13 protein-coding genes are annotated in these 10,325 nt (G+C 65.8%); 5 read left to right on the top strand and 8 right to left on the bottom strand.

Annotated elements, in window-relative coordinates:
• Nucleotides 1–159: 159 nt before the first annotated feature.
• Nucleotides 160–1,587: a GABA permease gene (gabP, locus tag HMPREF2914_RS00430; RefSeq protein ID WP_023092260.1), complete on the top strand. Its 1,428-nt coding sequence runs from the start codon at nucleotides 160–162 to the stop codon at nucleotides 1,585–1,587.
• Nucleotides 1,588–1,668: 81 nt separating this feature from the next.
• Here gabP and HMPREF2914_RS00425 read toward each other — a convergent pair whose 3' ends face one another.
• The gene (locus HMPREF2914_RS00425) at nucleotides 1,669–2,010 is read right to left on the bottom strand and encodes a zinc ribbon domain-containing protein YjdM (RefSeq protein WP_003101229.1); all 342 of its coding nucleotides are present in this window, start codon (nucleotides 2,008–2,010) and stop codon (nucleotides 1,669–1,671) included.
• Nucleotides 2,011–2,082: 72 nt separating this feature from the next.
• Entirely contained in the window at nucleotides 2,083–2,583 is a 501-nt protein-coding gene (locus HMPREF2914_RS00420) for an LEA/WHy family protein (RefSeq protein WP_003101228.1), read from the bottom strand.
• 100 nt (nucleotides 2,584–2,683) lie between these two features.
• Here HMPREF2914_RS00420 and HMPREF2914_RS00415 point away from each other — a divergent pair, with 100 nt between their 5' ends.
• The 4 genes from HMPREF2914_RS00415 to HMPREF2914_RS00400 all read left to right on the top strand — a co-directional run bounded on the left by HMPREF2914_RS00415 (nucleotide 2,684) and on the right by HMPREF2914_RS00400 (nucleotide 5,193).
• Nucleotides 2,684–3,304, top strand: a complete 621-nt coding sequence (locus HMPREF2914_RS00415; RefSeq protein WP_023092259.1) for a hypothetical protein — start codon at nucleotides 2,684–2,686, stop codon at nucleotides 3,302–3,304.
• Between the two features lie 175 nt (nucleotides 3,305–3,479).
• Complete coding sequence (locus HMPREF2914_RS00410; RefSeq protein WP_003083775.1) at nucleotides 3,480–3,707, top strand: CopG family ribbon-helix-helix protein; 228 nt, start codon at nucleotides 3,480–3,482, stop codon at nucleotides 3,705–3,707.
• A complete protein-coding gene (gene parE, locus HMPREF2914_RS00405) occupies nucleotides 3,704–3,985 on the top strand; it encodes a type II toxin-antitoxin system toxin ParE (RefSeq protein ID WP_003083773.1) in 282 nt (93 codons plus the stop codon). Before HMPREF2914_RS00410 ends, parE begins: the two co-directional genes overlap by 4 nt.
• Nucleotides 3,986–4,284: 299 nt before the next feature.
• Nucleotides 4,285–5,193, top strand: coding sequence for a LysR family transcriptional regulator (locus HMPREF2914_RS00400; protein WP_003083769.1), 909 nt, complete (start codon nucleotides 4,285–4,287; stop codon nucleotides 5,191–5,193).
• Nucleotides 5,194–5,224: 31 nt separating this feature from the next.
• Here the strand turns inward: HMPREF2914_RS00400 and HMPREF2914_RS00395 are convergent, their stop codons facing one another.
• From HMPREF2914_RS00395 to HMPREF2914_RS00370, 6 genes are all read right to left on the bottom strand, one after another.
• Nucleotides 5,225–5,635 (bottom strand): aegerolysin family protein, encoded by a 411-nt coding sequence (locus HMPREF2914_RS00395; RefSeq protein WP_003110659.1) that lies wholly within the window; start codon nucleotides 5,633–5,635, stop codon nucleotides 5,225–5,227.
• A gap of 179 nt (nucleotides 5,636–5,814) precedes the next feature.
• Entirely contained in the window at nucleotides 5,815–6,549 is a 735-nt protein-coding gene (locus tag HMPREF2914_RS00390) for a GntR family transcriptional regulator (protein WP_003083764.1), read from the bottom strand.
• A 100-nt stretch (nucleotides 6,550–6,649) separates the two neighbouring features.
• Complete coding sequence (locus tag HMPREF2914_RS00385; RefSeq protein WP_003083762.1) at nucleotides 6,650–7,336, bottom strand: FadR/GntR family transcriptional regulator; 687 nt, start codon at nucleotides 7,334–7,336, stop codon at nucleotides 6,650–6,652.
• A 48-nt stretch (nucleotides 7,337–7,384) separates the two neighbouring features.
• The gene (locus tag HMPREF2914_RS00380; protein ID WP_003137006.1) at nucleotides 7,385–8,734 is read right to left on the bottom strand and encodes a C4-dicarboxylate transporter DctA; all 1,350 of its coding nucleotides are present in this window, start codon (nucleotides 8,732–8,734) and stop codon (nucleotides 7,385–7,387) included.
• A gap of 229 nt (nucleotides 8,735–8,963) precedes the next feature.
• Entirely contained in the window at nucleotides 8,964–9,551 is a 588-nt protein-coding gene (locus HMPREF2914_RS00375; RefSeq protein WP_003083757.1) for a 2-hydroxychromene-2-carboxylate isomerase, read from the bottom strand.
• Between the two features lie 24 nt (nucleotides 9,552–9,575).
• Nucleotides 9,576–10,304 carry an SDR family oxidoreductase gene (locus HMPREF2914_RS00370; RefSeq protein ID WP_003083755.1) on the bottom strand — a complete coding sequence of 243 codons (729 nt, stop codon included), beginning with the start codon at nucleotides 10,302–10,304 and terminating at the stop codon, nucleotides 9,576–9,578.
• Between the last annotated feature and the right edge of the window lie 21 nt (nucleotides 10,305–10,325).

The following is a 10,325-nucleotide window of genomic DNA, read 5'->3' as shown; positions in this document are numbered from 1 at the left end:
GGCATTTTATCAACCAGAAATTCCGGATACCCTTTTCTTTTTCCGCAATCAGGAGTCCGCAACGTTCCACCGCCGTGAAACCTCACCCACGGCCGCACCCATGGCGTCGCCCACAAGGCGGCCCAGACCTTGCCCAAGAACAATTAAAGGGTCTCAACGATGTCCAAAGTCGTACTGGCTTCACAACTGCCGAACAAGCGCAACGCCTCGCTCGCGCCCGGCCTGAAACAACGCCACGTCACCATGCTGTCGATCGCCGGGGTGATCGGCGCCGGCCTGTTCGTCGGCTCCGGCCATGCCATCGCCGCCGCCGGCCCGGCCGCCCTGCTCGCCTACCTGATCGCCGGCACCCTGGTGGTGCTGGTCATGCGCATGCTCGGCGAAATGGCGGTCGCCTCCCCCGATACCGGTTCCTTCTCCACCTACGCCGATCGCTCCATCGGCCGCTGGGCCGGTTTCACCATCGGCTGGCTCTACTGGTGGTTCTGGGTGCTGGTGATCCCCCTCGAAGCGATCGCCGCCGCGGCCATCCTCAACGCCTGGTTCCCGGCCATCGACACCTGGATCTTCGCCCTCGCGGTGACCTTCCTGCTCACCGTCACCAACCTCTTCAGCGTGGCCCGCTACGGCGAGTTCGAGTTCTGGTTCGCGCTGCTCAAGGTGATCGCCATCATCGCCTTCATCGTGCTCGGCGCGGTGGCCATCGTCGGCGGCCTGCCGGAACGCGAGGTCAGCGGCCTGTCCAGCCTGATGGCGAGCCACGGCGGCTTCGTGCCGAACGGCTACGGCGCGGTGCTCGGCGCCCTGCTGACGACCATGTTCAGCTTCATGGGCACCGAGATCGTCACCATCGCCGCCGCCGAGTCCAAGGACCCGGCGAAGCAGATCACCCGCGCCACCAACTCGGTGATCTGGCGGATCGGCCTGTTCTACCTGGTGTCGATCTTCATCGTGATCTCCATCGTGCCGTGGAACGACCCGCTGCTGATCCAGGTCGGCTCCTACCAGCGCGCCCTGGAGCTGCTGGACATCCCGCACGCCAAGCTGATCGTCGACCTGGTGGTACTGGTCGCCGTGGCCAGCTGCCTGAACTCGGCGATCTACACCTCGTCGCGGATGGTCTTCTCCCTGGCCAAGCGCGGCGACGCCCCGAGCGTGCTCAAGCTGACCAACACCGCCCACGTACCACGCCCGGCGGTGCTGGCCAGCACCGCGGTGGGCTTCCTCACCACCATCGTCAACTACTTCGCGCCGGAGAAGGTCTTCACCTTCCTCCTCGCCAGCTCCGGCGCCGTGGCGCTACTGGTGTACCTGGTGATCGCCGTGACCCAGTTGCGCATGCGCAAGCAATTGCAGGCCAGCGGCCAGCCCATCGAGTTCCGCATGTGGCTGTATCCCTGGCTGACCTGGGCGGTGATCCTGTTCATCGTCGCCGCGCTGAGCATCATGCTGATCATGCCGGAGCACCGTCACGAGGTGTTCGCCACCGCTCTGCTGACGATCTTCACCGTCTGCCTCGGGCTGCTCAACGCGCGACGCAAGCCGCGCCTCGGCGAGGACTACGCCGGGAAGACGGCGCGGGTCTGAGTCCACCACCGGGGGAAGAACCCAGACAGCCCTCCAAAGAAAAGCCCGGCCAATGGCCGGGCTTCTTCAGGCAAGGTCGTCTCAGACCTTCCTGACGAATTCCGATTTCAGCTTCATCGCGCCAATGCCGTCGATCTTGCAATCGATGTCGTGGTCGCCGTCCACCAGGCGGATGTTCTTCACCTTGGTGCCGACCTTCACCACCAGCGAGGAGCCTTTCACTTTCAGGTCCTTGATCACGGTGATGGTATCGCCGTCCTGGAGAACGTTGCCCACCGAATCCTTGATCACCTTGCCATCATCGGACGCCGTAGCGGCCTCGTTCGGCGACCATTCATGGGCGCACTCCGGGCAGACCAGCAGCGCACCATCCTCGTAGGTGTATTCGGAGTTGCATTGGGGACAGGGCGGCAGCGTGCTCACGGCATTCTCTCTTCAGCAGGGGGACGAAAACCGCAGATTATATAGGGTTTATCGCTCCCCTGCCGAACCGCCTCAGAGCCCCTTGGTCTTCGGCGCGCCGACGGCCGGCCCGGAGAAGTCGAGGGTGCCCTTTTCGCTGAAGCGCACGGTGCCGAACAGGCCTCCGGCGAGCTTGCCCTTCACCACGTAGGGCATGCCCCGGGTCGGCGCGTTGTTGCTCAGGCCCCAGGCCTGGCGGAAGGCGGAAAAGGCGGAGACGGTCAGCGGCACGCTCACCACCCGCTCGCCGAAGCGCGGCACCTCGCCGGTCTGGTCGCTGACGCCGCTGGCCAGGGGCTGGCCGTTGACGTCGAGGTCGAGGGCGATGCCGTTGTATTCGATCGGCTCGTCGTTGGGGTTCTGTACCCGCAGCTTGACCATGAAGCGCATCTCCATGCCTTGCCCCGGCAGGGGTTCCAGGCCGACCAGGTCGATACGCAACGGATCGCGCTGGCCGAAGGTGCTGCAGGCGCTCAACAGGACGCCCAGGCACAGGGCCGGCAGCAGGCGGCCGAGGTTCGCAGGCAGGCGCATGGGTTCTCCTCCTTGGGTCGAATGTGCGCCCATGGTGCCACAGCCGCTAGAATTCGCCGCGCAGCCGATCCGGCTGCGCCAATGGACAAAGGACATGCCCATGCCTACACGCGTTCTGCGCGGCCTCGTCGCCGCCCTCCCACTGTTCCTCGCCGCCTGCTCGGACTCCGCTCCGTCCAGCGAGGAGATCGCCCGCCTGCTCGCCGAGCGCGGCTTCGACAAACCCGCCTGCGCCAGCTCCACCCTGTTCAAGACCTTCCCGGTGACGCTCTCCGACAGCTTCTCCGGCCCCGGCCCGGCGAAAGGCAACGCTGCGGTCTACGACGCGCTGGTCGGCGTCGGCCTGCTGCGCCGCGACGGCGATTCCTACGACCTCACGCCCGCCGGCCGCGAGGACTACAAGCCCGAGTCGAAGGCCTTCTGCTACAGCAGCGGCTTCGACGTCAGCGTCCGTTCGGTGGACCCCGCCAAGCCCGACGACTACGGCCCGGCCGTGGAAAAGGGCTGGTTGGTCACCGTCGAGGTCAAGCCACGCGAAGTGAAGGACTGGGCGAAGAACCCCGAGGTGCTCAAGCAGGCCAGCCTGACCACCCTGCAACAGATCACCCAACCGCAGGTCGGCCAGGTCTCGCTGGTCAAGCCAAGCGGCGAGGAAGGCTACAAGCTCGTCAACACCCGCTTCTCGCCCAGGCAGGGCTTCCACTTCAACCAGGCCTGGTAATCCCGCGCCACCCTTCCGCCCGCCCCGCTCGGGGCGGGCTCCTCATTCAACCCACTGATCGATAAAGGTTTTTTCGTCGGACGAAACAGCCTGGCGATTGCTCGCCCGAGGGCTTTCGTATACATTCGTTTTCACTGTAAACACCGTATACAACGAAAACGAAGCTGATCAGAAAATGAGCACCGTAGTCTCGTTCCGCGCCGATGACGCCCTGGTCGCGGCCCTCGACGAACTGGCCCGCGCCACCCACCGCGACCGCCCGTATCACCTGCGGCAGGCGCTCGCGCAGTACCTGGAAAGGCAGCAGTGGCAGGTCGCTGCCATCGATGAAGGCTTGGCCGATGCCAATGCCGGTCGCCTGCTGGAACACACCGAGATCGAGAAGCGCTGGGGGCTGCAATGAGCCTGAAGTGGACCCGCAAGGCGGCCGCCGACCTGGACGCCATCTACGACCATTACGTCGTGCTGATCGGCCCGGAAAAAGCCCTGAAAGCCGTCCAGGACATCGTCGAGCAGGTGAAACCGCTGCAGCAGGTAGCCAACCAGGGGGCAGGGCGGCCCAGCGAGGTGCCAGGCGTACGCACCCTGACCCTGGAGCGCTGGCCGTTCAGCGCCCCTTTTCGGGTAAAAGGCAAGGAAATCCAGATTTTGCGCATCGACAGGGTCGAAATTACCCCCTGAAAGTGGTCATATGGTTACAAGATGTTTCAAAACGAATATTTGCCTTGACTTGTACGTAGTTACTTATTTCGGACAAAACATCCATAACTCACAAGAAATGGACATTTTTCGACCAGACAAATGAGAGCGACCAACTTGCGACCACTGCAACCTGATTAGTTCTTTAACTGACTTATGCTTCGCTCCCATACGCATCCGTATTTTTCCGAAACCCGACGACCTCGCCCGCTGGGCATGCTTTCTCGCGCTTTTTCCGGTGATTTTTCCCCAGGCGCAGTCTCCCGCAAGGAGGAACCGGCATGGATTCGCTGAAAGGCATGGCGATCTTCGCCACTGTGGTGGACAAGGGCTCGATGGCAGCCGCGGCCCAGAGCCTGGGCATGACCCCTTCGGCAGTCAGCCAGCAGATCCGCAAGCTGGAGAGCCGCGCCCAGGTCACTTTGCTGCATCGCACCACCCGCCGGCTGACCCTGACCGAGGCCGGCGAGGCGTTCTATCGCAGTTGCGCGCAGATGCTGGCGATCGCCGAGGAAGCCGAGCGGCGGCTCGGCGAATGGCGCGATGCGCCGGTGGGCGAGTTGCGCCTGGCGGCGCCGGTGGGGTTCTCCGGCACCCTGATCACCCAGGCGCTGAAACCGTTGCTGGAGAACCACCGCCAGTTGCGCCTGCAACTGTTCTTCCAGGACGAGCGCATCGATCTGGTCGCCGAGCGCATCGACCTGGCGATACGCGTCGGCAATCTCGCCGACTCCAGCCTGGTGGCGCGCCACCTCGGCGACTGGAGCAGCGTGCTCTGCGCGGCGCCGGCCTATTTGCGCCAACGGGCGCCCATCAACCGTCCGGAGCAGTTGACCGAGGTCGACTGGATTTCCCTGAACACCTCGAACCACCTCAACCACCTGACGCTCAGCGGGCCGGGCGGGGAAGTCTGCAAACTGCGCCTGGAGCCACGGGTGGCCGCCAACGGGATGCTCGCGGTGCGTCAGTTCACCCTCGACGGACTCGGCGTGTCCTACCAGCCGCTGCCGGAGGTGCGCGACGCGCTGAACGACGGGCGCCTGCAACAGCTATTGCCGGAGTGGAGGATTCCCGGGCTCGGCATCTATGCGGTGACGCCACGGCGCGAGGCCCAGCCGGCCAAGGTGAAGGTCGCCATCGAGGCGCTGCGGCGAGCGTTCGCCACGGACGGGGATGAGCGCTGGAGCTGACCGACGGACTGCCGGCCAGCTCCAGGTACCGTCAGGAGAAGCGGCCGAGGGTCAGGGTGACCTCGCCGATGTCCGTGCCCGTGGCGTTGCCGCCGCTGGTGATGCCGGCATAGTCCGCCGATGCCGGCGTGAAGCCCCAGGTGTTGGTGGCGCCGGATTTCCACGGGTCATCCCAGCTGAAGGTGCCCATCTTGGTGTTGCCGTCGTAGCAGTCGAAGCTGCCCTGGGTGCCGGACGAAGCGTTCTCCCGTCCGCAGGAGGCGATCCATTGCGGGCTGCCGGCCTGCACGTTCATGCTGCTGACTTCCTCGGTGGAAATCTCGTCGTCCTTGTTGGTGTAGCGGTAGAACTTGCCCCATTGCAAGGTGGCGTTGCGGATGCCCACCGTGCCGATGGATTTGGATACCACGACCTTCACTGCGATCCATTCTGCGTATGCCATGTCGATCTCCGTTAACCATGCGTTCACAGCTTCCTGTAGGACGTCACGGACAGGACCGGGCGCTCACAACGGACCCTTGGCTACTTCGACCAGCACGGCGCCATCCCTGACCCGCTTCACTATAGGCTGGCCACCAGCCACCACCGCCTGCCAGATCTGGTAGGCGGCGGCCGGGGAGGTCAGGCCCTCCGGCGTTTTTCCCCGCGAGGGGCCTTCATGCCGAATGCCTCGCGCAGGTCGGTGGTGGGTGGCGGCAGGAAGCGCATGCGGGCGAACAGGCCTCGCAGGTAAGCGTCCATCAGCGCAGCCGCCGCCGCGCTGTCGCCGTCCTCCAGGGCATCGAGCAGGGCGCGCTGCGCGGCGCAGGCCTCGGCGGTATAGACCGCCCCCTTGTTCAGCGCGATGTCCAGCGAGGCGCGTGCCACCAGGCCACGGACGAAACCCTGCAGCAAGGGATTCTCGGTCAGTTCGGCCAGGCGCAGGTGGAAGCGCCCGGCGAGACGGATCAGCCCGGCGCTGTCGCGGGCCGCGAGGCAAGCCTGCTCCTCGTCGACCAGCGCCCGTAGCTCGGCAAGGGCGGCGGGATCCACCCCCGCGGGCAGTTGCCGCACCACTTCGCTTTCCACCAGCAGGCGCGCGTCCAGCACCTGCCGCGCCTGGCGCTCGTCCGGGCGGGCAACGCTGGCGACCTCCTTCGGCGGCATCACCACCGCGCCGTCCTCGGCGAGACGGGTGAGGGCACGCTGGATGGTGCCGTTGCTGACCCGGAAGATCTGCCCGAGGGTTTCCTTGCTCAGCTTGGCGGCCGGCGCCAGGCGCTTTTCCAGGATTGCCGTGTAGATGCTTTCGTAGACGAAATGGCTGGTGGGGCGCAGCGCGGCGCCCTGCTGGGTACGTGCGTCGAATCCGACCATGTTCACACCTGTCGAGTCGTGCTTGTGGGCCTTCGCAGGCGGCGGACGAAAGCCGTCCGGGCGCCGCGACGGTCCCGGGTTGGAACCCTGGCGCGGGCGATCAGACCTGCGGCAAGCGCAGGTCGATGTTCAGGCGCGCGCCTTCGTTGAGGATGTGCTGGCGCATCGCCTGGCTCGCCCGCTCGCTGTCGTGCTGGCGGATCGCACGGAGGATGGCGTCGTGTTCCTGGAGGATCTCCTCGGCGTATTCCGGCTGGCGGCGCACCAGGTTGTCGCTGCGTTCCAGGGCGCTGCCGATCTGTTCGGAAACGCTGAGGAAGATCGGGTTCGAGGTGAGCTTCACCAGGCGCCGGTGGAAGGCCGTGTAGGCCTCAACCAGAGCCTGCGGGTCGCCATCCTCGACCGCTTCGCGCAGGTCCAGCAGCAACAGCCGCAGTTCGCTGATCTCCGCCGCCCCGGCGCTCTGCGCGACGATTCCGACGATGAACGGCTCCAGCGCATAGCGCAGTTGCAGGACGTCTTCCATGGTCGCCTCGCCGGGCGCCGCGACCTCGCGCAGCGGTTCGCTGCGTTCGAGGACCATCACGCCCTTGCCCGGCAGCGAACGGACCACGCCCAGGGTCTCCAGGACCATGATCGCCTCGCGCAGGCTCGGCCGGCTGATTTCCATCTGCTCAGCCAGCTCGCGCTGGCCGGGCAACATCTGGCCGGCGACCCAGCGACCCTGCTCGATGGTGTCGAGCAGGCGCTGGGCAACCGCGTTGACCAGCTTGGACGAAGAAAACATGTCGCCTCCCTTTACTTGCCAATCGGACGTGCAACGCGCCTCGGCGCGTCAGCCATGCAGCTTGCCTTCCCCGGCCACCGCGCTGCGCTTGAGCGGCTCGCCGTCGGCCTTGGCCGGCGCCTCCAGGCGCCCGTCGAGTATGGCCTGCGCGCGCGGCATATCGATGTCGTTTTCCCAGCGGGCGATGGTCACGGTGGCCACGCAGTTGCCGATCAGGTTGGTCAGCGCGCGACCGATGCCCATGAACCAGTCCACCGAAAGCACCAGCACCAGGCCGGCCACCGGGATCGCCGGCACCGCGGTGAGGGTGGCGGCGAGGATCACCAGGGCCGAGCCGGGAATGCCGTGGGCGCCCTTGGAGGTCACCAGCGAAACCAGCAGGATGGTGACCAGGTCGGTCATCGCCAGCGGCGTGCCGGTGACGTGGGCGATGAACACCACCGCCAGGGTCAGGTAGATCGAGAATCCGTCGAGGTTGAACGAGTAGCCGGTGGGAATCACCAGGCCTACCGTGGAGCTGCGGATGCCCATGTGCTCGAGCTTGCGCATCACCTGCGGCAGCACCGCGTCGGAGGAGGCGGTGCCCATCACGATCATCAGCTCTTCGCGGAAGTAGCGCAGGAACGGCAGCATGCGCACCCCGGAGAGACGCAGGACGCTACCGAGCACCGCCATGACGAAGACCAGGCAGGTGGCGTAGAACACCAGCACCAGCGCGCCCAGGTGGCTGAGCGAGTCGACGCCGTAGCGGGCGGTGGTGAAGGCCACCGCGCCGAACACGCCGAGCGGTGCCAGGCGCACGATCATGCCCATGATGCGGAACACGATGTGGCTGAATTCGTTGATCAGGCGGGCCACGCCGCTGGCCTGCTCGCCGACCAGGTTCAGGGCGCTGCCGAACAGCACGGAGAACAGCAGGACCTGGAGGATGTCGTTCTCGGCGAAGGCGCTGAACACAGAGGTCGGGATCAGGCCCATGAGGAATGCCACGGGGCCATGGATTTCCTGGGTGCGCCCGGTATACAGGGCGACGTCGCCGGCGGGCAGTTCGTTGAGATGGATGTTGGCGCCGCTGCCCAGGCCCAGGCTGTAGGCGACCACCAGGCCGAGGACCAGGGCGATGGTGGTGAGGATTTCGAAGTAGATCACCGACTTCAGGCCGATGCGGCCGACCTTCTTCAGGTCGCCGGCGCCGGAGATGCCGTTGACCACCACGCAGAAGACGATCAGTGCGATGAGCATCTTGATCAGCTTGATGAAGCCATCGCCCAGCGGCTTCATCTGCACGGCCAGGTCGGGAATGCCGACCCCGCAGATGACGCCTATCACCAGGCCAATCACGACTTGCAGGAATATCGAGCGGGAACAGCGCTTGATGAACATCGCAGGAGTCTCCATTCGGCGCTTTCATCGGGCCTCGCGGAGGCGGGCGATGAACGCATTTTTATTGTGGTATTACCGGTCTGACCAGTTCAGCCTATACGCAAAGAAGTCGGCCTGACAAGCCGCTATCGGCGGGCGCGACGAATGGCCAGGAACCGCGGCACGCGCGGGCCGCAGCCGGGAGAAGGGCGCTCGGATGGCGCAAGGCGGCGGGCCAGAGCGGCTCGCCGCGGGGAAGGGGAGGTCAGCCGGCAAGGGCCTCGGCGACGAAATCGAGGCGATCCTGGCCGAAGAACAACTGGTCGCCGACGAAGAAGCTGGGCGCGCCGAAGACGCCGCGCCGCACCGCCTCTTCGGTGGTCGCCTTGAGCCCCTCCTTGACCTGCTCGTCGCCAACCAGGCGGAGGAACTCATCCGGATCGAACCCGGCCTCCGCCAACACCTGGGCGACCACCTCGGGCTTGCCGAGGTTCTGCTGTCGTACCCACAACGCTTCGAACACCGCTTTCAGGTAGGGATGGAACCCTTCGCCGCCGAGATAGCCCTGGGCGCCGCGCATCAGCGTCAGGGTGTTGATCGGGAAGGCCGGGTTGAAGGCCAGCGGCACGCCGTAGCGTTTCGCATAGCGCGCCAGGTCGTGGAGGGTGTAGCGCCCCTTGGCCGGCACCTCGATCGGCGAATGGTTGCCGGTGGCCTTGAACACGCCGCCCAGCAGCATCGGCCGCCAGGCGATGCTCGCGCCATGGGCGGCGGCGATGCGCGGCAGTTGGGTCCAGGCGAGGTAGGTGGTGGGACTGCCGAAGTCGAAGAAGAACTCGATTTGCTTGCTCATGCGTGGCTCTTTCCGTGGCGGGGATCAGAAGGTTTCCATCCAGGGGCGCAGGTCCAGTTCGTGTACCCAGCAGTCGCGCGGCTGGCAGTGGATCTGCCAGTAGGTCTCGGCGATGTGCTCGGGATCGAGGATGCCGTCCTGCTCCTTGCGCTTGTACAGCTCGGGCAGGGTTTCGCGGATGAAGTCGGTGTCGATGGCGCCGTCGATGATCGGGTGGGCGACGTGGATGCCCTTCGGCCCCAGCTCGCGCGCCATGCTCTGGGCCAGGGCACGCAGGGCGAACTTGGCGCCGGAGAACGCGGCGAAATGCGCGCGTCCGCGCAGCGAGGCGGTGGCGCCAGTGAAGATGATCGTTCCGCGCTGCCGCGGCAGCATCACCCGCGCCGCCTCGCGGCCGGTGAGGAAGCCGCCGAAGGCGGCCATCTCCCAGACCTTGCGATAGACCCGTTCGGTGGTTTCGGTGATCGGGAACCAGACGTTGGCGCCGACGTTGAAGATCACCGCCTCCAGCGCACCGACCTCACCCTCGATGCGGGCGAAGAGGTCGATCACCTGCTGCTCCTGGCGTGCGTCGCAGCCGCAGGCCAGGGCCTCGCCGCCTTGGTCGCGGATGGCCTGCACCAGCGGCTCCAGCTTCTCCGCGTTGCGCCGGGCGACGCACGCCACGTAGCCCTCGCGGGCGAACCGCCGGGCGATGGCGCCACCGGTGGCGTCGCCGGCGCCCATTACCAGAACCGCTTTGCGCTGGGTCATTGCAGAGGCCTCTCTTGTTAG

The sequence above is a fragment of the Pseudomonas sp. HMSC067G02 genome (genome assembly GCF_001813485.1).
Classification (GTDB): Bacteria; Pseudomonadota; Gammaproteobacteria; order Pseudomonadales; family Pseudomonadaceae; genus Pseudomonas; species Pseudomonas aeruginosa.
This window is presented reverse-complemented; position numbering and strand designations above follow the sequence as displayed.

Excerpts from the sequence above, each read along its gene's own strand:
- gabP (WP_023092260.1), top strand. The coding sequence starts at position 160 with ATGTCCAAAGTCGTACTGGCTTCACAACTGCCGAACAAGCGCAACGCC.
- HMPREF2914_RS00420 (WP_003101228.1), bottom strand. The coding sequence starts at position 2,583 with ATGCGCCTGCCTGCGAACCTCGGCCGCCTGCTGCCGGCCCTGTGCCTG.
- HMPREF2914_RS00415 (WP_023092259.1), top strand. The coding sequence starts at position 2,684 with ATGCCTACACGCGTTCTGCGCGGCCTCGTCGCCGCCCTCCCACTGTTC.
- HMPREF2914_RS00410 (WP_003083775.1), top strand. The coding sequence starts at position 3,480 with ATGAGCACCGTAGTCTCGTTCCGCGCCGATGACGCCCTGGTCGCGGCC.
- parE (WP_003083773.1), top strand. The coding sequence starts at position 3,704 with ATGAGCCTGAAGTGGACCCGCAAGGCGGCCGCCGACCTGGACGCCATC.
- HMPREF2914_RS00400 (WP_003083769.1), top strand. The coding sequence starts at position 4,285 with ATGGATTCGCTGAAAGGCATGGCGATCTTCGCCACTGTGGTGGACAAG.
- HMPREF2914_RS00395 (WP_003110659.1), bottom strand. The coding sequence starts at position 5,635 with ATGGCATACGCAGAATGGATCGCAGTGAAGGTCGTGGTATCCAAATCC.
- HMPREF2914_RS00390 (WP_003083764.1), bottom strand. The coding sequence starts at position 6,549 with ATGGTCGGATTCGACGCACGTACCCAGCAGGGCGCCGCGCTGCGCCCC.
- HMPREF2914_RS00385 (WP_003083762.1), bottom strand. The coding sequence starts at position 7,336 with ATGTTTTCTTCGTCCAAGCTGGTCAACGCGGTTGCCCAGCGCCTGCTC.
- HMPREF2914_RS00380 (WP_003137006.1), bottom strand. The coding sequence starts at position 8,734 with ATGGAGACTCCTGCGATGTTCATCAAGCGCTGTTCCCGCTCGATATTC.
- HMPREF2914_RS00375 (WP_003083757.1), bottom strand. The coding sequence starts at position 9,551 with ATGAGCAAGCAAATCGAGTTCTTCTTCGACTTCGGCAGTCCCACCACC.
- HMPREF2914_RS00370 (WP_003083755.1), bottom strand. The coding sequence starts at position 10,304 with ATGACCCAGCGCAAAGCGGTTCTGGTAATGGGCGCCGGCGACGCCACC.